This window comes from Escherichia sp. WS2035 (genome assembly GCF_046487065.1).
Classification (GTDB): Bacteria; Pseudomonadota; Gammaproteobacteria; order Enterobacterales; family Enterobacteriaceae; genus Escherichia; species Escherichia coli.
Map to the genome: position 1 here is coordinate 1 of NZ_JBJQKD010000015.1, position 22,137 is coordinate 22,137.

A 22,137-nucleotide genomic window follows, 5' to 3' on the forward strand; every position below is an offset into this window, starting at 1 on the left:
GACGATTTGCGGCACCGTCTGGTTCTGGTAGATGGCGTTCTGGCGGCTGCGGGTAAGCAGCGCCATACGGGGTTCAAGGCGCACTTCGTAACGGGCTTCGTCCTGTGACGAGGAGAGGTGTTTAAAGCCGGTAATGACGCCGTGCAGGGTGCGCAGGGGGACCTGCACCGGCATCCCCTGTACCGGCGGGGCGCTCAGGCTGAATGCGCCGTCCTGCATCAGTACCGACTCCGGCTCGATGGCTTTATCGGTACTGGTAAACTCAATGTCGTAGCGGAAGGGTGAGCTGAGCTGTTCGTGGCCTGTAAAAGTCAGCACGTCCACCGGGCTTTTCAGGCCGCGAATTTTGAGCTTGTGGTGTGCGTGGTCGAAGAACTGTACGTTCATAAGAGCCTCCATTATTTCTCATCAAATTCCAGTACAATCCCGTCCTCCTCATCCCAGCCAAGCCGCAGTCGGGCAGGCTTATGATGCACGGCCTGCTGTGCCAGCAACTGCTGGCTTAAGACCGGCAGGATTTGCTGGTTCAGGAGGCTGTCGATATTGCGCGCCCCGGTATCCGGCAGCAGGCAGGCGGCGGTAAGCTGGTCATACAGGCTGTCGTTGATTTCCGTTTCCAGTCCGTAGTGCTGGTGAAGACGGCGGACCACCTGCGCCAGTTTCATTTCCACAATGGTGCGCATCGCCTCCTGTCCCAGCGGGCGGTAAATCACCGTCTGAAAACGCGCCATCAGTGCAGGCTGAAAATGGTCTCGCAGAAGGGGATACAGCAGTTCATGCAGGTCTGCGTCCGTGGCGTCCGGTTTTTCCTCCAGCAGTTGCATGATGTGGTCGCTGCCCAGATTGGCGGTCATCAGAATGACGGTGTTGCGGAAGTCGATTACCCGCCCTTCGCCGTCGCGCATAAAGCCCCGGTCGAACACCTGATAGAACAGGTTCATCACGTCGCGATGCGCCTTTTCCACTTCGTCGAGCAGCACCACGCTGTAAGGGCGTTTGCGAACGGCTTCGGTAAGTACGCCACCCTGACCGTAACCAACGTAGCCTGGAGGCGAGCCTTTCAACTGGGAAACGGTATGCGGTTCCTGGTATTCCGAAAGATTAATGGTGATAAGGGATTTTTCACCACCAAACAGGGTGTCGGCCAGTGTGAGCGCAGTTTCGGTTTTGCCGGTGCCGCTGGGGCCGGTCAGCAGGAATACCCCCTGTGGGCCGTTCTCCGGCGTGAGGCCGGTTTTAGCCGCCCGCAGCCGCTGTGCGATGGCGCAGAGCGCCGGGCTTTGCCCGACAACGCGGTTTTCAAGACTCTGTTCCATACTGAGCAGGTCGCTCTGCTCGTCCCTGAGCAGGGAAGAGAGCGGGATGCCGGTCCAGTCCGCCACCACCGTGGCGACGGCGCGGGCGTCCACATCCAGCGCCAGCAGCGGTGCAAAGCCCTGATGCGTCCGCAGTTGCTGTTGCAGTTCAGAGCTGTCTGTTCCTTCCTGACGCAACGTCATAATCTGCTGCGCCAGTGCCTTTTCCTGCTGATACTGCGCTTCCAGATGCCCGGCTTCTGCCTGTAGCTCATCACGCAAATCGGTCAGTTCCGCCAGCCGCTCCGGGCTGGTTTCGGGATAAAACACGCTGTCCTGCTCAATCGCCTCCCGCTCGATATCCAGCGCCGCCAGTCGCGCATGAAGCTGCGTCAACGGCTCCGGCAGAGTGTCAAGGCTCATGCGGACTCTTGCCCCGGCGGTATCCAGCAAATCAACCGCTTTGTCCGGCAACTGGCGTCCGGTCAGATAGCGGCGCGACAGGCGCACGGCGGTCTGAATGGCGCTGTCCAGCATATGTACGCCGTGGTGCTGTGCATAGCGGGCCTTGAGTCCCCGCAGCATCAGGCAGGCGGTGTCATCATCCGGCTCGTCGACTTTCACCATCTGGAAGCGGCGTTCCAGCGCGGCGTCGCGCTCAAAATACTGTTTGTATTCGCTCCACGTGGTCGCCGCGATGGTGCGCAGTTCGCCCCTTGCCAGCGCCGGTTTCAGCAGGTTCGCCGCATCCGCGCCGCCTGCCTGATTACCCGCACCGATAATGGTATGGGCTTCATCAATAAACAGCAGTACCGGCTCCGGTGATTTCTGCACTGCATCGATGACATTTTTCAGCCGCTGTTCAAATTCACCTTTAACGCCCGCGCCAGCCTGTAACAGACCGAGGTCCAGTGTGCGGATATGCACCGTTTTCAGGCTGTCCGGCACGTTGCCTTCGGTGATACGCAGCGCCAGCCCTTCCACCAGCGCGGTTTTGCCCACCCCCGGTTCTCCCACCAGAATCGGGTTGTTTTTGCGGCGACGGGAGAGGATATCGACCATCTGGCGAATTTCCGTGTCGCGCCCGAATACCGGGTCGATTCGCCCGCTGCGGGCTTTTTCCGTCACGTCTTCGGTAAAGCGGTTAAGCACCGCCAGCAGGGCGTCATCCTGTTTCCCCGTCAGCGTTTTTGCCGGTGCGTCCGTCGTTGCCGCCCCGGGTTGCGCGGATGTCAGCGGTTCGGTGACCTGTGGCTGACGTGCCGGACATTCATCCGACTGCGCATCCAGCAGGGGACGCAGCCGCTCAAGCTGCACACGGCTCAGGCTCAGCAATACCCACAGGTCATTACAGGCGGGCAGCATCGGTTTTTCTGTCAGCGCCATCAGCAGATGCTGGCTGCGGATTTGTGGATCGTCGCCTTCCAGTGACGCTATCAGCCACGCCTGTCGGATAAGCGCTGCCAGCGGTTCAGAAAGTTGAGGACGTTCGCGGACCGGGCGGGGTAAGGTGTCCAGATGTGCCAGCAGAGACTGCCAGAGCGTGTCGATATCCCATTCATAGCGGCGGGCAATCACCGTGATATCGCCTTCTCCCTGCTCCAGCAGTTTCAGCAGCCAGTGTTCAATGGTTATTTCCGCATGGGCGCGGGTCTGACACAGTGAGGCGGCAGCGTCCAGCGCCCGTGCACAGTATGGGTTAAGGCGACGCAGCAGCGCGGCGGGGTGATTTCCGGTCATAGAAGGTTTCCTTATCGTGTTCTGTATTCCTGCGATCCGCGTTCAGGCACGCTACCGCCCATAGCCGTTACCTCACTCAGGCCCATCAGGTTTCACCAGATTGTGGGTATGCTTTGCTCAGTACCGGTGCCTGCGGCACTGGACAAAGCACACAACAAAAAGGCAGACAGTTTCCTGTCTGCCGCAGTTATCAGGCGGAAGGACGCTCATTCCACGAGTCGGAATGAATGATGTTGCCGTCTTTGTAAGTCCAGGTGATTTTCTCGTAGCGGAACTCAATACGTTCCAGGTGGTTATGCTTCTCTCTGGAAGGATCCTTGATGTCGTGCATAAGCGGAGCGACTCTGACCAGCTTGACGTTATCAAGCGTGATGTTGAAGTACTCCACTTCCTGACCGGCATCGTTGATGCGGTAAAACTTAAATTCTGCCGTTTTCAGAGTCTGGCCGGTGGTCACAGCTTTGTAGAGATACGGGCTGGAGGCATCGATTTCTTTGGTAAACGTAAAGGGCTTGTGAGTACGGGTACCGGTCAGTTTGCCGGTGTTGTTGTCGGTCGGGATGTACACATCGTGATCCAGCGCCACCACTTCGATGCTACCTTCGCGCCCCTGAACGTCCACGGAACCTTTGATATCCGCGCCGCCGTCATCTTTCAGCCAGAGATAAGCAGGAATAGCCATGAGAATTACTCTCCTTGTTAGTGTGATTGAAGCACCGCCTTCTTCCGGCGGTATGTTTTATTTCACGTCCTGACAGGCGTCAGAACGCGGAACAAGACTGATTTCGACACGCCGGTTGACTGCCCGGCCCTGTGGCGTGTCGTTGGTCGCCGCAGGCTGGCTCTCGCCCAGTCCCTGTACGGCAAAACAGGTGGCCGGGATGTCGCTGGTCTGCAGCATCCAGTTGCGCACCGCTTCGGCACGCCGCAGCGATAACTGCTGATTGCTTTTTTCATCGCCGGTGGCATCGGTATATCCGGCCACGAGGATCAGCCAGCCCGGTTTTGCCCGGATGTTCACCAGCGCATCCACCAGCACTTTTGTCGAGCCGTCTTTCAGGCGGGCCTGTCCGACGTCAAACAGCGACATACTGTCAAGACGCACGGTCTGAACCGGAAGCGAAGCCGTCACGTCCATTTTTTGCTCAGGCGGACGCCAGTCGCGAATGGCGCGTAATACCGGCTGGCGGATGCGTTCACCGGGGTATAACCCCAGACCGAGACGTAGTGGTTCTCCTTCCCGGTAATACCCATCGAGCATGACCGCATCGTCTTTCAGCACCGACAGGTGACGGGCTTTGGTGATAAATTCTTCCGCCGGGACGGCATAAAACCGGTGCAGATCGTCACCGACCTGCCGTAATAACTGGCGATTTGCCGTGGCTGACAGGCACAGCGCGGCGATACCCGCCACGGTGGTGACGCCCAGCATGGTCACGCAGGCCCGTCGCAGCGGGGTAAAGCCCGACTGACGCGGCAACCGCCGTAACAGGGCATCCGGGAATGGCAGCGCATCGTCTGTGCCGGTGTCCGCGATATCCGGCGTCAGGCCGGTTCTGGCGGTGATCCACAACTGCCACAGGTTGTTATCCACCGCAGGCAACGAGGGGACCAGCCCAACGGTCATCGCCAGTGGTGGACATTTCGCCTCCGGGCCGTTCAGTTCCGCCAGCACATTCAGATCCAGCCACTGCATCAGGCTTTCGGCTTTCAGCAGGTAACAGAGTCGCTGACTGCGTTCCTGTGCGCCGGATTGTGCAATCCACTGCGCGGGCATGGTGGTCTCTGCGGATGTTGCTACCTGAACTTCGCCGCCGGTACAGATAAACCACGGTGAATTCGCTCTCTCCGGCAACGGCGAGCCGGACAGCCCGCTCCAGAGAAGCCAGGGTACGTTTACGCCCGCCCGGCGACGCACCGTCGCCATACTGTGAGCGAACCGGCGCAGTTGTCCGGTCAGAACCGCCGCATCCCGGTACATGCCGGGCATGACGGTATACGCCACGGCAAACTGCGATGCCCACGCCGGGCGAAGGGTCAGTAATCGCTCCACCTGCGCCACAAGCTGTTCTTCATCAGAAACAGGCAGATACAGCCCTTCTGAAACCTGCCGGACCGGGCTGTCAGTGAACAGGTGCGCCGACATATCGCCACAGACCAGCACTACCGGCTGTCGGTAGGTTTCCGGCGGTAGCGATGACGGCCATACGTCGTCCGCTACGACCTGTCCCTTTTTCTTATGCCAGTACGCCATCACCGCCGCTGTGACGGCGACAAGAATCACTACCACGGCATACTTCACGACCGCAGATACAGCAAAGAAACCCAGCCAGGTAGTCAGCAGCAACAACAGAGTCCATAACAAAACCGTCTGTTTCAGCGCATTCCTCACTCACGACTCCCTTTAACGCAGACTTTGCGGCAGCAGTTCATCCACCAGCACGTTCAGCCAGTAATGTAGCCCCCACCAGACACCGGCCAGTACCAGTGTGAGCGTCACCAGCCAGAAAAACGGCGAATGCAGCAAAGGGTGCTGACGGGGGGATAACGGCACGTTCAGTACCGCCGTTTCCGGCAGCACACCAAATGGCGCGACCTGCCCGTTGAGCGTCGAAATAAGCTGGTCGCGCTCCGGGGCTGCCGGATCCTGATAACGCCCGCGAAATCCCAGCAGCAGGACACGGTGAAAGCAGGTCAGCACGGCCTGCGCGGGGGCGGGCTCCTGTAGCACCTGCTTCATCCGCTCGTACAGCAGCTCACCGGCCTGCAGAGTGTTGAAGAAATGCGACTGGAGTGGATCCTTCATCCAGATGGCCTGACCGTCGTCCATGCCGCCACGGCTCAGGACCGTTTCGTCCAGCAGGGCGCACTGCGCGTAAGTAATGTGCTCCACGCTCTCCCGGCTGAACCCGGCATCTTTCAGGCGTTCGCGGACCAGTTCCACCTGCCGCTGGCAGTGGCGATACAGCTCCATACCGTGACGCACGGTGGTTCCCTGACGCAGTTCCACCACCGTCAGAAACGTGTCGCGCAGCAGCGCGTCGATATTGATATCCGTCTCTTTTTTCATGTGCGCAGCACCGCAAACAGTTCAGGTTTCAGGTCGCCCATTGTTCCCGGCGCATAAATCATGCAGCACCCGGACTCCAGCATCGATTTAGCCGCGTCACTGTGCATATCCAGCGCAAAATACTGGTTCTCCAGCCGCAGTGGCAGCGCTGCCGGAACTGAGGTAAGCGGCACCAGTGGAACACCATTCAGCGCCACATTGATAAGCAGCGTGACGTCATCAGGCGCACCGATTTTGCAGACCAGCGGTAGCTGGTGCAGTACCTGATGCGCAGGCAGAGAGGAACGAACGGACAGGTAAAAGTCGGCCTCTTCCCGCAGGCGCGGATCGTGCAGGTCTGCTTTCCAGCGGTTGCCCGGCAGGGACGCCAGATCCAGCGCGATCACCCGTGACGGCAGGCTGGCTTCCAGCAGTTCGCTGAGCAGGGAGAAAAGTGGCGGAAAGACGATGGACGGCGATTCGTGGACATAGGGCGGAACGGCGCTGACGTTATGTTCAAGGGAAAACGTCAGCAGCGCACCGGCAAGCCTCGCCAGCTCCCGCCAGACCAGTTCGGGATGAACCGCCGGGTAGCGCAGGAAATCACTCAGTACCGGCTCGGCGGAGTTCAGCGCGTTAAGCAGCCAGAACAGGGAGACATCGGCGACAGCGAAGTCCGCCATACGCTGGTTGCTTTCCCGGCGCATCGCCATCAGACGCTGGCACTTCGCCCGTAGCTGCAACAGCAGCGTGTCCAGACGCTGTACCAGCCCGTCATGGGCGTTAAACGCCAGTAACGGCGGAATATAGCTCTCATCCTGTGTCCAGTTGCCCTGAACATCCCGCACCAGACGCGCCAGTGGGCAGGTGATGTAATCCTGATTGTTATCATGAGCAAAGCGCAGGGACAGCGCATGACGCTCAACGGCCATATCTTCACTGTCACTGCCGTAGATATCCTGCACCTTTTGCCATTCCTGACGATAGCGCAGCGGTCTTTCAGTCTGCTCACCCTGACCGAGATTACCGCCGTTACCATGCGCAAGCGGCAGCGCCAGCAGGACAATCGCGCTGTCGTTCTTCAGCGCGCGCAGATCGCAGGCGAGCGGCAGAACGTCACTCACGTCTGAATCGATCAGCGTGCCATCAGCAAAACGCAGACGTACAGCCTGCGTTTTCAGCTTTCCGGACGTCAGGGCATCGCGGTCAAAGAGCACATTCGCGATCCCCCACGGATGACGAATACAAAGTTGCGCAATGCTGTCATTGCTGAACGCTTCCCAGCGGGCCTGCTGCTGAAACTGCTGAGAGGACAGGAATGTCCCCTCAGCCCACAGTGGTCGATGAATTTTCATATCACACCACGGCCCGGTCAGGCTTTCGCTTTCGGCATCTGGGAAACCAGTGACAGGTTGATATCCATCCCTTCAATCTGGAAATGCGGCACGGCAAAGAGTCTGACGCGGAAGAAGCCCGGATTGTCCTCAATATCTTCCACGATAACCTTGCCGTCGCGCAGCGGGTGAGACGCCTGCAGTTCATCACCCGGATCGGTCATCTCCGTCACCAGTGTGCGGATCCAGGTGTTAAGCTCCAGTTCCAGTACGCGGCGGTCTTTGGTGGTACCGATATTCTCGCGCTGGATGATTTTCAGGTAATGCGCAATGCGGGACAGCAGGAAAATATAGGGCAAACGGGCGTTAATACGACTGTTGGCGGTGGCGTCAGCGGTATCATACAACGCCGGTTTCTGGGCAGAGTTCGCTGAGAAGAAGCAGGCGTAATCGCGATTCTTATAATAAGAGAGCGGAATAAAGCCAAGGTTGGCAAATTCAAATTCGCGGGTTTCCGGGATCATCACTTCGGACGGAATTTTGACCTGATTGCCGGTGCCGAGATCGTAAAGATGGATCGGCAGATCGGCCACTGCGCCACCCGCCTGCGGACCACGGATCTGCACGCACCAGCCATTATTCACAAAGCTCTTCACCATATTGGCGGCAAAGGCGAACGAGGCGTTTGTCCAGAGGTATTTTTCGTGATCCGGGCCTTTGACTTCTTCCACATAGTTAAAGCTGCGTACCGGCACTGTGTCCGGCCCATAGGGCAGACGGCCCAGCACGCGCGGCATCACTAATCCCACGTAGCGACTGTCGTCGGTATCGCGGAACGACTTCCATTTGATATATTCCGCGCGGTCAAAATAGTTGCCGATATCTTTAATTGCGGCGACTTCTTCCATCGAGTTTTTAAGGAAGAACTTCGGTCCGACGGAACCGATAAAGGGCATATGTGATGCAGCAGAGACTCTGGAAATATTACGCAGCAGGGCAATATCCTGCGGGCTGTTATCGAATTCATAGCTGGATATTAATGAGGCTACAGGTTCGCCACCCGGCGTATCGTACTCCTGAATGTATGTATGGCGATATAAACCACTTTGAATGATTTCCGGAGAATCATCAAAGTCCTGCCGCAGATGTTCTTTACTGACATCCAGCAGTTCAATTCTGACATTTTTGCGAAAATCAGTGCGCTGTACGACGAACCATGTGCCGCGCCAGAGCGACTCGACTTTCTGGAATTCCGGATGGTGCATGACTGCATCAAGCTGTTTACTGATTTTCTGATCCAGATCGTCGATATGAAAATCCAGCAGGCTTTTGTCGAGTTTAACCACGTCCTCGCCAGACTTCGCCAGACAGGAAAGCAGAACGTGGATAGCCGCCGTCACGCGCTCATCGGGTGAGGCATCGGCCAGCGTTTCGCTGTTTTGCCATGAATCGATTTCCTGAATGGAAGAGACCGGGGTTAAATTAATTTTATCAAACAGGGACTGATAAACGCCGCCGGACTCAGTGGTGGTGAGTGTTGCAGTTTCAGAGGTGGCATGTTCTTGTTGTACAGACATCAGCATTTCCTTTTCAGTGATCCTTTCTTCTCCGGTTTAACCTGAATACGCGTTCGGGTTAAACGTTCTCCTGCGGCGCAATTTTCGCCAGTTCATCACGCAGTTCTGAACTGAGCGTCGGGTCTTTCAGGATATTTTCCAGTTCACGGCGAAACGTTGCGTTATCCAGCAGATTGGATTTCAGGTCACGTAGTAAATTGCGCATAGCGAGTAATACACGAAGTTGTGGAATATTTTTTGCTACCTGTTCGGGCTCAAAATCCTTCAGGCTTTTAAATTCAAGCGCGATATTTTGTTCATTACCGTTTCCGTTTAGCGTATCTTCTACTGTTAAATTAACCGCAGGCGAAAACTCAGCCATGACGCTGTTGAAGTTGTTTTTATTGATATCAATCTTGTCCCGTTCGGACAGCGGACGCTGCTCTTTTCCGTTACTGTAATCGCCTACGGCAAGAAGCTTGAGGGGGAGTTCAACTTTCTTTTTAGCATTGCCTGTATGCAGGTCAAGCTTGATATTTACACGAGCGGCGGGAACTTCATTCTGGAAACTGTCGGCCATATCCTTTTCCTCATCATCCACTTTTTCTGATGGTTATTGACATAATTATATTCAGGGGATTATCGGATGATTTAAATAAAAAGCAATGATGAGGAAAATATACAAATGAATAATGTATTTTTCAGGGGAATAGATACAGTTGTATCATTTTAGATATTGTTTGGCCTCTTGATTATTTTTCGGGAGAGGGCGGCATTATCTGGTGAGAGAATTTGGCATGAAACTTAAAATAATAACAGGATAAGCTTCACAAATTTGCACTTTTAAGAAATTGGGTAGTATGAGAGCCTATTAAGATATTCATGAAACTTATTGTCCGGGCTTCCACAAAAAATTATTAATTTTTCTACTAATTAAAAGGTTGTGTGTTTTTTGTACAAGAATTATATAAGCGTAGCGCCCTGTTGTGATATTGAAATGTTAACATAACCAAAATAAATTGATTTATAGAATATATAAATGAAATTCATTAATGGGGTATATGTTTAATATATAAATAAGATGGATAGCTTTGATTGAGGGATATTAACGGTTTACTCATTGTCTCAGGCTTCACTGAAACGGGTAAGGAGGCGTAAAAACGAAAAAACCGCAAGCTAATAGTCGCTTTGCGGTTTGTCAGCATTCTAATAAATTGGTTGCGGGGGCCGGATTTGAACCGACGACCTTCGGGTTATGAGCCCGACGAGCTACCAGGCTGCTCCACCCCGCGTCACCGTACTGCTTTATTTCATCAAATTTTGATTGGTTGCGGGGGCCGGATTTGAACCGACGACCTTCGGGTTATGAGCCCGACGAGCTACCAGGCTGCTCCACCCCGCGTCACCGTACTGCTTTACTTCATCAAATTTTAATTGGTTGCGGGGGCCGGATTTGAACCGACGACCTTCGGGTTATGAGCCCGACGAGCTACCAGGCTGCTCCACCCCGCGTCCGTGGATGCGCACTATACTCTGCTCGCGTTTTCATGCAACCTTTTTTTTACCCCGATCACGGATTTGGCATGATTTTGAACAAAAACAAATCACTAGAGCCTATTTTTTGTGCAAAATTTGCGTCAGGGAGAGGCTGCTCATTTCATTAAACGCGGTGGTTTGTTATCTTCGTTGCGCCTTATTTTTTAACCTGAAGAAGAGAACAATGAAAGGACGTTGGGTAAAGTACCTTCTTATGGGCACGGTTGTGGCAATGCTTGCCGCCTGCTCTTCCAAACCAACCGATCGCGGACAGCAATATAAAGACGGGAAATTTACCCAGCCTTTCTCTCTGGTGAACCAGCCAGATGCCGTTGGCGCGCCGATTAATGCCGGTGATTTTGCCGAGCAAATTAACCATATCCGTAATTCGTCACCGCGTCTGTATGGCAACCAGAGTAATGTTTATAACGCGGTGCAAGAGTGGCTGCGCGCAGGCGGTGATACCCGCAATATGCGCCAGTTCGGCATTGATGCCTGGCAGATGGAAGGTGTCGACAACTATGGTAACGTGCAGTTTACAGGCTATTACACGCCGGTAATTCAGGCGCGCCATACCCGTCAGGGCGAGTTCCAGTATCCGATTTACCGTATGCCGCCAAAACGTGGTCGTCTGCCGTCTCGTGCGGAGATCTACGCAGGAGCGCTGAGTGATAAATATATTCTCGCTTACAGTAACTCCCTGATGGATAACTTCATTATGGATGTGCAGGGTAGCGGGTATATCGACTTTGGTGATGGCAGTCCGCTTAACTTTTTCAGCTATGCAGGGAAAAACGGTCATGCCTATCGCAGCATTGGTAAGGTGTTGATCGACCGTGGCGAAGTGAAAAAAGAAGATATGTCGATGCAGGCGATTCGTCACTGGGGCGAAACACACAGTGAAGCTGAGGTTCGCGAGCTGCTGGAACAGAACCCGTCTTTCGTCTTCTTTAAACCGCAATCTTTTGCACCGGTGAAAGGGGCAAGTGCGGTGCCGCTGGTTGGCCGTGCTTCTGTTGCCTCCGATCGTTCAATTATTCCGCCAGGTACTACCTTGCTGGCAGAAGTGCCGCTGCTGGATAATAACGGCAAATTTAACGGTCAGTACGAATTGCGTCTGATGGTGGCGCTGGATGTCGGTGGCGCAATCAAAGGCCAACACTTCGATATCTATCAAGGGATCGGGCCGGAAGCCGGACACCGCGCAGGTTGGTACAACCACTATGGACGTGTCTGGGTGCTGAAAACCGCCCCGGGCGCAGGTAACGTCTTTAGCGGCTGATGTGATATTCTGTATGCCGTTTTTACGGATATGACAGGGTGAGGGGTAACCTCACCCTTTTTAATTCTGAGGTGCTATGTCTGTGGTAATTAGTGATGCATGGCGTCAGCGTTTTGGTGGCACAGCGCGTCTGTATGGTGAAAAAGCATTGCAACTGTTTGCTGACGCGCATATTTGTGTGGTTGGTATCGGTGGTGTCGGTTCCTGGGCGGCGGAAGCGCTAGCGCGCACGGGGATTGGTGCAATCACGCTTATCGATATGGATGATGTGTGCGTCACCAATACCAATCGGCAAATTCACGCTCTGCGCGATAACGTCGGGCTGGCAAAAGCGGAAGTCATGGCGGAGCGTATTCGCCAGATTAACCCGGAGTGCCGTGTAACGGTAGTGGATGACTTCGTGACGCCGGATAACGTAGCGCAATATATGAATGCCGGTTATTCGTACGTGATTGATGCTATTGATAGTGTACGGCCCAAAGCGGCGCTGATTGCTTATTGTCGGCGCAATAAAATCCCGCTGGTCACGACCGGTGGCGCTGGTGGGCAGATTGACCCGACGCAGATTCAGGTTACCGATCTGGCGAAAACGATTCAGGACCCGTTGGCGGCGAAGTTGCGCGAGCGCCTGAAAAGCGATTTTGGCGTAGTGAAAAACAGTAAAGGTAAGCTCGGCGTGGATTGCGTGTTCTCTACCGAAGCGCTGGTGTACCCGCAGTCAGACGGCACCGTCTGTGCGATGAAAGCCACGGCGGAAGGGCCAAAGCGGATGGATTGTGCCTCAGGATTTGGCGCGGCGACGATGGTGACCGCCACTTTTGGCTTTGTTGCGGTTTCTCATGCGCTGAAGAAGATGATGGCGAAAGCGGCGCGTCAGGGGTAAACAATCAGGTCGGATGCGACGCGAACGTCTTATCCGACCTGGTTCTGTGCTTAAACCTGCTTCGCCGCAGCGATAATCGCCTCGCTTAACGCATTCAACCCCTGGCTGCGTGAGGCGCTAAGTTGCGCACGTAATCCCAGCTCATCAAACAATGCCAGCGGCGACTGTGCCTGCAATTCGGCAGCGGTTTTCCCCTCAACGGCAGTCAACAACACCGCCAACAGGCCGCGCACAATGCGCCCTTCGCTGTCGCCAAAGAAATGCATCTTGCCGTTTTCAGCCACGGTATATCCCAGCCAGACGCGGTTTTCGCATCCGGCAATCTCTTTAGCCTGCGCTTTTAACTCCTCTGGCAAAGCCGGAAGCTGTTTCCCCAGCATGATCAACTGCCGATATTTATCTTCCCATTGCGTCAACGGTGCGAAGGTATTGCGTAACGTTTCTGCGGTTACGGTTGTGCCGAACGGATGTCCGGCGAATTGCGGGTTTGTCATTAATCCACCAATAATTCCAGCGCGCGGTCAACGGCATTCACCAGCGCATCCACATCACTCTTTGTATTATATGGCGCAAATGAGGCGCGCAGTGTGCCGGTTACGCCTAATTCTGCCAGTAGCGGCTGAGCGCAATGCTGCCCGGCGCGCAGGGCAATACCGTACTCCGCCAGCAGTGTCACCATATCGCTGTGATGAACTCCAGCAAAATCAAAGGCCAGCAGGCTGGAATCCTGGCAGCGGAATGAACGAAAGCCTGGACGTTTCGCCAGCGCTTCTTCTGCAAGCGTTGCTAAGCTACGGCTCCAGCTTTCGGCTTGGTTGATATCGTAATCTGTCAGCCATTCCAGCGCCGCGCTTAATCCTATGACGCCAGCGACATTTGGCGTTCCTGCTTCCAGTTTCCACGGCGCAGATTGAGTCGTGAAACCGTCAAAACTCACTTCGTGAACCATTTTGCCGCCGCCCAGCCAGGGCGACATCGCTTCCAGCAGTTCTGGTTTGCCATACAGCACGCCGATGCCTGTCGGACCATACAGTTTGTGACCTGAAAAAGCATAGAAATCAATATCCAGTTGCTGAACATCCGCGGGGAAATGCACCGCCCCCTGAGCACCATCAACCATCACCACCATCCCGGCTGAATGAGCAAAAGTAATCGCTCTCGCCAGATCCGGGCAACCGCCAGTGACGTTCGACATCTGGCCCAACGCCAGAATCCGACTACGGGGAGTAATCAGTTCTGGCAACAAATCGACATCCGGCAGTCGCTGCGCATTAAGCGGCAATTTCACCACTTTGGCCCCCGTTTGTTGGGCGACCATCAGCCAGGGGACGAGGTTGGCGTGGTGTTCTGCCACACTGACAATAATTTCATCGCCCGGTTGCAGACGCGGACGGGCATAGCATTGCGCCACCATGTTGATGGATTCAGTGGTGCCGCGCGTCCAGACGATATTTTTGTCATCCGATGCATTCAGTAATTGTGCCACTTTTTCCCGCGCAGCTTCGTAACGCGCGGTCAGGCGTTGGGCTTCGGCAAACTGGCTGCGATGGACGTTTCCGGCGCTCAGGCTATAAAACTGTCGGGAGGCTTCAACCACGGCTTCAGGTTTAAGCGCGGTCGCGGCGCTGTCGAGATAGACGCCCGCATCCTGTAGCGCGGGAAACTGGGCGCGAAACTGCGCGGGATTAAAAACGTTCATGGTACTCCTCGGCTTGATGCACCGATCGTGACGCAAAATTCACTTTGATACAAGGAGAGTGCTAACCATCAGAATTATCTGGATATCCTGGCGAAGCCGCGTCAGTAACATATGCTGAATAGTGTTAGGCGTTAATTTTAGCCTGTTAATCAATACTATTAAGATTTATTAATCGCTTTAAGGAGAAGATGATGAAAAAGACTGCCGCAATTATTTCTGCCTGTATGCTGACTTTTGCCCTGAGCGCCTGTTCCGGTTCGAACTATGTGATGCACACCAATGACGGACGTACCATCGTCTCTGACGGCAAACCACAGACTGATAACGATACCGGTATGATTTCGTATAAAGACGCTAATGGCAACAAACAGCAGATCAACCGTACCGACGTGAAAGAGATGGTCGAACTGGATCAGTAATTCGCGATCGCAAGGTAAAAAAAAGCACCGCAATTAGGCGGTGCTACATTAATCACTATGGACAGACAGGGTAAATGTACAGGAAGTGAAAAAAGGTAGCTTTGCTACCATGGTCTGAATCGCAGACCAATTGCAAACACAACAACACAACATCACAACCGTAAGCCAAAAGTTCACCAGAACACGCATTCCGATAAAACTTTTCGTTCCGGCTCAGGAAGTGCCGCCACTATAGGTATTTGCTGGTAGAAGCTCAACGGACAATTTATAATGGCTCAGATTAAAAAAACTAATAGGTTACACAGTGTAATCTAATTGTTAAATTCATTTAACATCAAAGTTTAAAAGCCATGTCTAAACGATTACCACCGCTAAATGCCTTACGAGTTTTTGATGCCGCAGCACGCCATTTAAGTTTCACTCGCGCAGCAGAAGAGCTTTTTGTGACCCAGGCCGCAGTAAGTCATCAAATCAAGTCTCTTGAGGATTTTCTGGGGCTAAAACTGTTCCGCCGCCGTAATCGTTCACTCCTGCTGACCGAGGAAGGGCAAAGCTATTTCCTCGATATCAAAGAGATATTTTCGCAATTAACCGAAGCGACGCGTAAACTCCAGGCCCGTAGCGCTAAGGGGGCGTTGACGGTCAGTTTACTCCCCAGTTTCGCCATTCATTGGTTGGTTCCGCGACTTTCCAGCTTTAATTCAGCTTATCCGGGAATTGATGTTCGAATCCAGGCGGTTGATCGTCAGGAAGATAAGCTGGCGGATGATGTTGATGTGGCGATATTTTATGGTCGGGGCAACTGGCCGGGGCTACGGGTGGAAAAACTGTACGCCGAATATTTATTGCCGGTGTGCTCGCCGCTACTGCTGACTGGCGAAAACCCCTTGAAGACCCCGGAAGATCTGGCTAAACATACGTTATTACATGATGCGTCACGCCGTGACTGGCAGACATATACCCGACAGTTGGGGTTAAATCATATCAACGTTCAGCAAGGGCCAATTTTTAGCCATAGCGCCATGGTGCTGCAAGCGGCTATCCACGGGCAGGGAGTGGCGCTGGCAAATAACGTGATGGCGCAATCTGAAATTGAAGCCGGACGTCTTGTTTGCCCGTTTAATGATGTTCTGGTCAGTAAAAACGCTTTTTATCTGGTTTGTCATGACAGCCAGGCAGAACTGGGTAAAATAGCCGCCTTTCGCCAATGGATCCTGGCGAAAGCCGCTGCTGAACAAGAAAAATTCCGCTTTCGTTATGAACAATAATTTACGTAGGGTACGACCATGACCAGCCGTTTTATGCTGATTTTCGCCGCCATTAGCGGCTTCATTTTTGTGGCTCTGGGCGCTTTTGGCGCGCATGTGTTAAGTAAAACCATGGGGGCCGTTGAGATGGGCTGGATCCAGACCGGCCTCGAATACCAGGCGTTTCATACGCTGGCGATCTTAGGTCTGGCGGTGGCAATGCAGCGTCGCATCAGTATCTGGTTTTACTGGAGTAGCGTTTTCCTCGCGTTAGGCACGGTGCTGTTCAGCGGCAGCCTTTATTGCCTGGCGCTGTCCCATCTGCGTTTGTGGGCGTTTGTTACACCGGTTGGCGGCGTGAGCTTCCTTGCGGGTTGGGCGTTAATGTTAGTTGGTGCTATCCGTTTAAAGCGCAAGGGCGTAAGTCATGAATAAGGTTGTATTGCTGTGCCGTCCGGGCTTTGAAAAAGAGTGCGCCGCAGAAATTACCGATAAAGCCGGCCAGTGGGAAATTTTCGGTTTTGCCCGCGTGAAAGAGAATGCGGGTTATGTGATTTATGAATGTTATCAACCTGATGATGGCGATAAGTTAATCCGTGAGCTGCCGTTCAGTTCATTAATTTTTGCCCGCCAGTGGTTTGTAGTGGGGGAACTCCTGCAGCATTTGCCGCCAGAAGATCGTATTACCCCCATTGTTGGCATGTTGCAGGGTGTAGTAGAGAAGGGCGGTGAACTGCGTGTTGAAGTTGCCGATACCAACGAAAGCAAAGAGTTGCTGAAATTCTGCCGTAAATTCACCGTGCCGCTACGCGCTGCCTTGCGTGATGCGGGGGTGCTGGCGAACTATGAAACGCCGAAGCGTCCGGTTGTGCATGTATTCTTTATTGCACCAGGCTGTTGCTATACCGGTTACTCATACAGCAACAATAATTCGCCGTTCTATATGGGCATTCCGCGCCTGAAATTTCCGGCAGATGCGCCGAGTCGTTCCACGCTCAAACTGGAAGAGGCATTTCATGTGTTTATTCCCGCGGATGAGTGGGATGAACGCCTGGCGAACGGGATGTGGGCGGTGGATTTGGGCGCTTGCCCAGGCGGCTGGACCTACCAACTGGTGAAGCGCAACATGTGGGTTTATTCCGTCGACAACGGCCCGATGGCGCAAAGTCTGATGGATACCGGGCAGGTGACGTGGCTGCGGGAAGACGGTTTCAAATTCCGTCCGACACGCAGCAATATCTCCTGGATGGTATGCGATATGGTTGAAAAACCGGCGAAAGTTGCGGCATTAATGGCGCAGTGGCTGGTTAATGGCTGGTGCCGTGAAACTATCTTCAATCTCAAACTGCCGATGAAAAAACGCTACGAAGAAGTGTCACACAATCTGGCGTATATTCAGGCACAGCTTGATGAACATGGCATAAATGCTCAGATTCAGGCGCGGCAGTTGTATCACGATCGCGAAGAAGTGACGGTGCACGTCCGCCGTATCTGGGCTGCGGTGGGTGGTCGTCGCGACGAGCGATAACAGGCAAGGCCGGGGCGTCGTCTCCGGCCTGCTACCCTTTCCGTCAGGCTGTTACCAAAGAAGTTGCAACCTGGCGCTCATCAGAAATAATGTGCGTGACCTCATCCAGATGCCCGATGCGGGCTTCCCCTGAACGATTAAATTTACTTTTATCAATCAATAACAACGATTGCGCGGCACGTTTTAATAACATTGATTTGTAATCAGCGTTGATGGCATTGGAGTCCCACAGTGCGCCGCTGCTATCGATCCCTTCACAAGAAAAAATAAACAGATCGATTTCCAGCGATTTAAGTTGGGAAATCAGCGAGGGATTGACGTAACAGCCATATTTGCGCTCAAGTGTGCCGCCGGAACTGATCAGTTGAATGCGTTCGCGTTTACCGAGTTCATGGCAAATCGGATGGCTATTGGTGAAGACCTGGATGTTGATGTCAGGCAACTGGCGTGCCAGATACCAGCAGGTTGAACTGGCGTCTAAGGCTATCACCATCCCTTCTTCAATCCACGCGAGCGCCTCGCGCGCGATATCTGCTTTATGCGCATAATGGCTTTTCAGCCGGATGTGAAAGGGATCGCCACTGTCTTGATTTTGACGGTGGATATATTTAGCGCGCCCATGATTGCGCAGAATTTTACCCTGCGTCTGTAATTCATTGAGATCGCGACGAATGGTTTCTTTACTGACCTTTAGCTGTTCAGAGAGAGCTTCCGTGGTCAGGCTGGTATGGTTCAGCAGCAGGTCGACTATCGCTTGCTGGCGTGCCGCTTTCATATTTTTCACCCCATCATTCGATAACCGCCCGCGTCATGCGGGCGTACCGGTATGAGATTACGGTGTTACCCCTTTTTTTAAAAGAATATTCCCGTACTTCGCTCGTTCGCCTGTGATAACGATCGCAAAGGCTTTTTGCGCCCGTTCATAAAACGCAAAACGATTGATGCGGATGATGTCAGGACACGGGGCTTGTAGTGAAAGCGCATTACGGTAACGTCGTTCTACTTCAGGATCGAGAGTGTCACCTTCTACCGCCGCCATCATCACCAGCGGTGGTGCATAACTGTCCAGTTCAAATAACGGGATAATCGCCTGGAGCAAGTCGCTCACCAACAGGCCATCAGCGCGGATCACCTGCGGTCCCATCGAATGGGCGGGAAAGTGAGCATCGGAAAAAATAATTTCATCTCCATGCCCCATCTCTGCCAGCACTTTCAATAGTTCGGGAGAAATTAACGGCGAAATTGTTTTCAGCATTTCACACCTCCTCTATAAATTCAGGTTCAGTTTGCGGGTAGAAATAACGGTACTGATAATGAATCTGCGCGCGGGCTTCTTCCGGGCTGTTAAATTCCCCTACGCCATACCAACCAAACAGCGCAGCTCCTGCGACGGTCGTTTCGGCATCGTCGAGAACTTTTACCGGAATATCAAGCATATTGGCTTTAATCTGATTCCACAATGTGTTGCGACTTCCTCCGCCGACTAACAATAATTCAGAGGCTTTAAAGTGCCCGATTTTTTCCAGCATCTGTAGATTGCGCTGTAATTGCGTGGTTAACCCTTCCAGCGCCGCGCGATAGAAATGCCCCCGCGTGGTATTAAGCGTTACGCCTTGCCAGCCAGCGTTCTGGCACGACAATAAATCACACTGCATTTTCACTCCATCTGCGCCAGGCGCGATCAGGCGAGCTTCTTCAATCAACATTTGCCAGGGAGTTTCAGCCGTCCAGAACAGTTTTCTCACCCATTCCAGCACGCCGGATGCCAGCCATTGCATACCTGGGTTATACAACCCTGCCTGGCTATCCAGTTCGCAGGTAGAACCGGCGTACTGACTTAACAGCGAAGTATCAACCTGGGCGCTGCGGACCATTAAAATTTCCCATGTACCGGAAGAGAGCACGGGTTCATTTTGTTCGGCACCAGCGCCAAAAAGGGCGAACTGGGTATCGTGACCTGCGGAAATCACCGGTATGCCAACGGGTAAGCCGAGCATTGCTGCGGCGCTGTTCTGTAGCGTACCAATCTGTTCACCCGCTTCCACCAGACGAGGGAAGAGTCGGCGTGGAATACTGGTGGCTTGTAAAATTTGCGGACTGAAATCGCGTTGCTGGATATCCAGCATCTGGCTGGTTCCGGCCATCGTAATATCAGTAGTGAATTCGCCGGTTAAACGGTGGTTAATCAGCGACGAAATAAAGAGCCAGGCGTGCGCGCGTTCCAGCAGTTGTGGATGATTTTCTTTCAACCACACCAACTTATATAACGTATTGAAACTAAAGGCTCCGACTCCAGAAATAGCCTGCAACTGCTGTGCGGAGATCAACCGTTCAATATTGTCCATTACCACGGCTGTTCGCGGACATTTCCAGCTAATGATCGGATAGAGCAGATTGCCTTGCTTATCTACCAGAGCGCCATCCACACCAAAGGTGGTGACGGCGATACCACGGATGTGGCAATCAGTCAGTTCACTATTGATTTGCCGACAGCAATCAGCAAAGCGTTGCAAAATGGCGTCTAAAGACCACTGGTGCCAGGTGTTGTTTTCCATCGCGATATCGCTGGCATTAGGCGTTGAGGCGCGGGCAACAATTTTTCCCTGCCGATTAACCGCGATGGCCCTGACATTGGTCGCGCCACAGTCGAGTACCAGGATAACTTCTTGTTTCATAATCGCTCCTGCAATATAGCCGGATAACATTGCTTATCCGGCTAACCACTCTTGCTTGTTCAGGCCCGGTAGCCGGAGCGACCGGGCATCACATCAGGGAGTCATGTATTAACGCTTGTACAACGGGCCGTAGTTCTGGCAAGCGCGGTAATCCTGGCCTTCAATATCCATGCCGTGCGCGGCCCAGGCAGAAGGACGATACACTTTGGTCTCTTCAACGTTGTGCATACATACCGGGATACGCAGCATGGAGGCAAGAGTGATAAAGTCTGCGCCAACGTGGCCGATGGTCAGAACTCCGTGGTTAGCGCCCCAGTTCGCCATTACCGAGTACACATCCGTAAACGGCCCTTTACCGGTGAGGCGCGGTGCAAACCAGGTGGTTGGCCAGGTTGAGTTGGTGCGTTTGTTGAGGATGTCATGCACATCCTTCGGCAATTCCACGCTCCAGCCTTCCGCGATTTGCAGTACCGGTCCCAGGCCTTTGATGATGTTGACACGAGTCATGGTGAACGGGACGCCGCCTTCGGTAAGGAAGCGGGAAGAGTAACCGCCGCCACGGAAGTATTCGTGGATCGCCGGGCACCATTCGGTAGCGGCGAGGCAAGCGTCAGCCTCTTGCTGAGAGATTTCCCAGTGCGGCTTCATCGTCGGTTTACCTTCGCTGTCGCGTTGTTTACAGGAGCCGTCCAGCGCAGCAGAACCGGAGTTGATCAAATGGATGATGCCGTGTTCTGCCAGCCCGTCCAGTTTATGCCCCGTTACACGCTCAATTGCTTCTGGTGACCAGTAGGTACGGACATCGGCAAATACCTGAGCGGTGCCGGTGAGCTGGTGGCCCATTAACATTGCCACGCCGTTAAGACTGTCGTTTTCGGTCGCCACGACAAACGGTTTGCGCACGCCATTCCAGTCAAATGAACTGTTGAGGATCGCTTCAGCGGTATCGCCATTGGGATATTGATCGGTCCAGTGACGTTGCCCCTGGAAGCCTGCAGCGATGGCGTTGTAGCCAAGTGATTCTTCCACGCGACCAATATCGGCCAGTTTGCTATTGCCTTGCATCATGTCGCGGATACACATCGCCATCAGTAAACTTTCGCGCAGAACTGCGCGGCTTTGCTCGGCATTGCGTTGATACTGTTTGTTATTTTCATCTTCGCCATAGCGGAAGTTTTTATCAGCCCAGGCCAGCGCCATTTCCAGTTCGGCTTCGTCGTAAATCTTCTGATCGATACGGCGACGCAGTTCGGTCATATCCACCGCCTGGACTTTCATTCCCAGCCAGGATTCAAAGAAGTTGTGATCAACGATGGAACCGGCGATACCCATCGAAACGCCGCCCAGCGACAGATAACTTTTACCTTTCATGCTGGCGACTGCTAAACCGGCGCGGGCAAAGCGCAGCAGTTTTTCTTCAACATCGGCAGGAATCGATGTGTCATCGGCATCCTGAACGTCATGACCGTAAATGGAGAATGCCGGGATGCCTTTCTGGCTGTGAGCTGCCAGAGCCGCTGCCAGGTAAACAGCGCCGGGACGTTCAGTGCCGTTAAAGCCCCAAATGGCTTTCGGGCGGGTTGGATCCATGTCGATGGTTTCACTGCCATAGCACCAGCAAGGCGTTACCGTAATGGTGAGGCCTACATTCTGACTGCTGAATTTTTCTTCGCAAGCAGCGGCTTCAGCCATACCCGCGATACAGGTATCGGAAATGACACACTCGACGGCAGCTCCGCAGGCATGGCGCAGTTTCTCGGTCAGCAGTGCAGCCGTGGCTTTCGCCATATTCATTGTTTGTTCTTCAAGCGACTCACGAACACCCATGCGACGACCGTCAATAACCGGGCGGATACCAATTTTCGGTAAGCTGATTTTTTTCATTACTGATTCC

Annotated in this window: 20 protein-coding genes and 3 tRNA genes; 6 read left to right on the forward strand and 17 right to left on the reverse strand. The window is 53.6% G+C overall.

Annotation, left to right across the window (positions count from 1 at the left end):
- From ACJHX4_RS20720 to ACJHX4_RS20770, 11 genes are all read right to left on the reverse strand, one after another.
- Positions 1-387: contractile injection system protein, VgrG/Pvc8 family (locus ACJHX4_RS20720; protein ID WP_045152059.1), on the reverse strand; the 387-nt coding region annotated here is incomplete at its 3' end.
- 11 nt (positions 388-398) lie between these two features.
- Positions 399-3,035: a type VI secretion system ATPase TssH gene (tssH, locus tag ACJHX4_RS20725; RefSeq protein WP_000147344.1), complete on the reverse strand. Its 2,637-nt coding sequence runs from the start codon at positions 3,033-3,035 to the stop codon at positions 399-401.
- 190 nt (positions 3,036-3,225) lie between these two features.
- Complete coding sequence (locus ACJHX4_RS20730) at positions 3,226-3,717, reverse strand: Hcp family type VI secretion system effector (RefSeq protein ID WP_000997068.1); 492 nt, start codon at positions 3,715-3,717, stop codon at positions 3,226-3,228.
- Between the two features lie 57 nt (positions 3,718-3,774).
- A complete protein-coding gene (locus tag ACJHX4_RS20735; protein ID WP_001243155.1) occupies positions 3,775-5,427 on the reverse strand; it encodes an OmpA family protein in 1,653 nt (550 codons plus the stop codon).
- 12 nt (positions 5,428-5,439) lie between these two features.
- Positions 5,440-6,105: a type VI secretion system protein TssL, short form gene (gene tssL / locus ACJHX4_RS20740; RefSeq protein ID WP_000712316.1), complete on the reverse strand. Its 666-nt coding sequence runs from the start codon at positions 6,103-6,105 to the stop codon at positions 5,440-5,442.
- Positions 6,102-7,439, reverse strand: coding sequence for a type VI secretion system baseplate subunit TssK (gene tssK, locus ACJHX4_RS20745; protein WP_000690901.1), 1,338 nt, complete (start codon positions 7,437-7,439; stop codon positions 6,102-6,104). Before tssK ends, tssL begins: the two co-directional genes overlap by 4 nt.
- Before the next feature lie 17 nt (positions 7,440-7,456).
- A complete protein-coding gene (gene tssC / locus ACJHX4_RS20750) occupies positions 7,457-8,995 on the reverse strand; it encodes a type VI secretion system contractile sheath large subunit (RefSeq protein WP_001296335.1) in 1,539 nt (512 codons plus the stop codon).
- A 58-nt stretch (positions 8,996-9,053) separates the two neighbouring features.
- The gene (gene tssB, locus ACJHX4_RS20755; RefSeq protein WP_001296334.1) at positions 9,054-9,554 is read right to left on the reverse strand and encodes a type VI secretion system contractile sheath small subunit; all 501 of its coding nucleotides are present in this window, start codon (positions 9,552-9,554) and stop codon (positions 9,054-9,056) included.
- 635 nt (positions 9,555-10,189) lie between these two features.
- Positions 10,190-10,266: transfer RNA gene (locus ACJHX4_RS20760), tRNA-Met, on the reverse strand.
- Positions 10,267-10,299: 33 nt separating this feature from the next.
- Positions 10,300-10,376: transfer RNA gene (locus ACJHX4_RS20765), tRNA-Met, on the reverse strand.
- Between the two features lie 33 nt (positions 10,377-10,409).
- Positions 10,410-10,486, reverse strand: a tRNA-Met gene (locus ACJHX4_RS20770).
- A gap of 208 nt (positions 10,487-10,694) precedes the next feature.
- On the opposite strand from ACJHX4_RS20770, the gene mltA reads away from it, so the two are divergent.
- Together mltA and tcdA are read left to right on the forward strand one after the other, a co-directional pair.
- Positions 10,695-11,792 carry a murein transglycosylase A gene (gene mltA / locus ACJHX4_RS20775; protein ID WP_000678650.1) on the forward strand — a complete coding sequence of 366 codons (1,098 nt, stop codon included), beginning with the start codon at positions 10,695-10,697 and terminating at the stop codon, positions 11,790-11,792.
- A gap of 76 nt (positions 11,793-11,868) precedes the next feature.
- Positions 11,869-12,675, forward strand: coding sequence for a tRNA cyclic N6-threonylcarbamoyladenosine(37) synthase TcdA (gene tcdA, locus ACJHX4_RS20780; protein ID WP_000117716.1), 807 nt, complete (start codon positions 11,869-11,871; stop codon positions 12,673-12,675).
- A 50-nt stretch (positions 12,676-12,725) separates the two neighbouring features.
- Here tcdA and csdE read toward each other — a convergent pair whose 3' ends face one another.
- Positions 12,726-13,169, reverse strand: a complete 444-nt coding sequence (gene csdE, locus ACJHX4_RS20785) for a cysteine desulfurase sulfur acceptor subunit CsdE (RefSeq protein ID WP_000184272.1) — start codon at positions 13,167-13,169, stop codon at positions 12,726-12,728.
- A complete protein-coding gene (gene csdA, locus ACJHX4_RS20790) occupies positions 13,169-14,374 on the reverse strand; it encodes a cysteine desulfurase CsdA (RefSeq protein WP_001296332.1) in 1,206 nt (401 codons plus the stop codon). The genes csdE and csdA overlap by 1 nt, the downstream gene beginning before the upstream one ends.
- 191 nt (positions 14,375-14,565) lie before the next feature.
- Here csdA and ACJHX4_RS20795 point away from each other — a divergent pair, with 191 nt between their 5' ends.
- From ACJHX4_RS20795 to rlmM, 4 genes are all read left to right on the forward strand, one after another.
- Positions 14,566-14,793 carry a YgdI/YgdR family lipoprotein gene (locus ACJHX4_RS20795; RefSeq protein WP_000750398.1) on the forward strand — a complete coding sequence of 76 codons (228 nt, stop codon included), beginning with the start codon at positions 14,566-14,568 and terminating at the stop codon, positions 14,791-14,793.
- A gap of 350 nt (positions 14,794-15,143) precedes the next feature.
- Positions 15,144-16,061, forward strand: coding sequence for a glycine cleavage system transcriptional regulator GcvA (gcvA, locus tag ACJHX4_RS20800; RefSeq protein ID WP_000044405.1), 918 nt, complete (start codon positions 15,144-15,146; stop codon positions 16,059-16,061).
- An 18-nt stretch (positions 16,062-16,079) separates the two neighbouring features.
- Positions 16,080-16,475: a DUF423 domain-containing protein gene (locus tag ACJHX4_RS20805; RefSeq protein WP_000203905.1), complete on the forward strand. Its 396-nt coding sequence runs from the start codon at positions 16,080-16,082 to the stop codon at positions 16,473-16,475.
- A complete protein-coding gene (gene rlmM, locus ACJHX4_RS20810; RefSeq protein WP_001531914.1) occupies positions 16,468-17,568 on the forward strand; it encodes a 23S rRNA (cytidine(2498)-2'-O)-methyltransferase RlmM in 1,101 nt (366 codons plus the stop codon). The genes ACJHX4_RS20805 and rlmM overlap by 8 nt, the downstream gene beginning before the upstream one ends.
- 43 nt (positions 17,569-17,611) lie before the next feature.
- Here rlmM and fucR read toward each other — a convergent pair whose 3' ends face one another.
- The 4 genes from fucR to fucI all read right to left on the reverse strand — a co-directional run bounded on the left by fucR (position 17,612) and on the right by fucI (position 22,127).
- A complete protein-coding gene (fucR, locus tag ACJHX4_RS20815) occupies positions 17,612-18,343 on the reverse strand; it encodes an L-fucose operon activator (protein ID WP_000642344.1) in 732 nt (243 codons plus the stop codon).
- A gap of 57 nt (positions 18,344-18,400) precedes the next feature.
- Positions 18,401-18,823 carry an L-fucose mutarotase gene (gene fucU, locus ACJHX4_RS20820; RefSeq protein WP_000920840.1) on the reverse strand — a complete coding sequence of 141 codons (423 nt, stop codon included), beginning with the start codon at positions 18,821-18,823 and terminating at the stop codon, positions 18,401-18,403.
- 1 nt (position 18,824) lies between these two features.
- Complete coding sequence (gene fucK / locus ACJHX4_RS20825; RefSeq protein WP_001296331.1) at positions 18,825-20,243, reverse strand: L-fuculokinase; 1,419 nt, start codon at positions 20,241-20,243, stop codon at positions 18,825-18,827.
- 108 nt (positions 20,244-20,351) lie between these two features.
- A complete protein-coding gene (gene fucI / locus ACJHX4_RS20830) occupies positions 20,352-22,127 on the reverse strand; it encodes an L-fucose isomerase (RefSeq protein WP_000724161.1) in 1,776 nt (591 codons plus the stop codon).
- Positions 22,128-22,137: the final 10 nt, after the last annotated feature.

Bases quoted from the DNA above. Each gene is read 5' to 3' on its own strand.
- tssC (WP_001296335.1), bottom strand. From the start codon at position 8,995: ATGTCTGTACAACAAGAACATGCCACCTCTGAAACTGCAACACTCACC.
- ACJHX4_RS20730 (WP_000997068.1), bottom strand. From the start codon at position 3,717: ATGGCTATTCCTGCTTATCTCTGGCTGAAAGATGACGGCGGCGCGGAT.
- gcvA (WP_000044405.1), top strand. From the start codon at position 15,144: ATGTCTAAACGATTACCACCGCTAAATGCCTTACGAGTTTTTGATGCC.
- fucI (WP_000724161.1), bottom strand. From the start codon at position 22,127: ATGAAAAAAATCAGCTTACCGAAAATTGGTATCCGCCCGGTTATTGAC.
- csdE (WP_000184272.1), bottom strand. From the start codon at position 13,169: ATGACAAACCCGCAATTCGCCGGACATCCGTTCGGCACAACCGTAACC.
- tssH (WP_000147344.1), bottom strand. From the start codon at position 3,035: ATGACCGGAAATCACCCCGCCGCGCTGCTGCGTCGCCTTAACCCATAC.
- csdA (WP_001296332.1), bottom strand. From the start codon at position 14,374: ATGAACGTTTTTAATCCCGCGCAGTTTCGCGCCCAGTTTCCCGCGCTA.
- fucU (WP_000920840.1), bottom strand. From the start codon at position 18,823: ATGCTGAAAACAATTTCGCCGTTAATTTCTCCCGAACTATTGAAAGTG.
- fucK (WP_001296331.1), bottom strand. From the start codon at position 20,243: ATGAAACAAGAAGTTATCCTGGTACTCGACTGTGGCGCGACCAATGTC.
- ACJHX4_RS20805 (WP_000203905.1), top strand. From the start codon at position 16,080: ATGACCAGCCGTTTTATGCTGATTTTCGCCGCCATTAGCGGCTTCATT.
- tcdA (WP_000117716.1), top strand. From the start codon at position 11,869: ATGTCTGTGGTAATTAGTGATGCATGGCGTCAGCGTTTTGGTGGCACA.
- mltA (WP_000678650.1), top strand. From the start codon at position 10,695: ATGAAAGGACGTTGGGTAAAGTACCTTCTTATGGGCACGGTTGTGGCA.
- rlmM (WP_001531914.1), top strand. From the start codon at position 16,468: ATGAATAAGGTTGTATTGCTGTGCCGTCCGGGCTTTGAAAAAGAGTGC.
- ACJHX4_RS20795 (WP_000750398.1), top strand. From the start codon at position 14,566: ATGAAAAAGACTGCCGCAATTATTTCTGCCTGTATGCTGACTTTTGCC.
- tssB (WP_001296334.1), bottom strand. From the start codon at position 9,554: ATGGCCGACAGTTTCCAGAATGAAGTTCCCGCCGCTCGTGTAAATATC.
- fucR (WP_000642344.1), bottom strand. From the start codon at position 18,343: ATGAAAGCGGCACGCCAGCAAGCGATAGTCGACCTGCTGCTGAACCAT.
- tssL (WP_000712316.1), bottom strand. From the start codon at position 6,105: ATGAAAAAAGAGACGGATATCAATATCGACGCGCTGCTGCGCGACACG.
- tssK (WP_000690901.1), bottom strand. From the start codon at position 7,439: ATGAAAATTCATCGACCACTGTGGGCTGAGGGGACATTCCTGTCCTCT.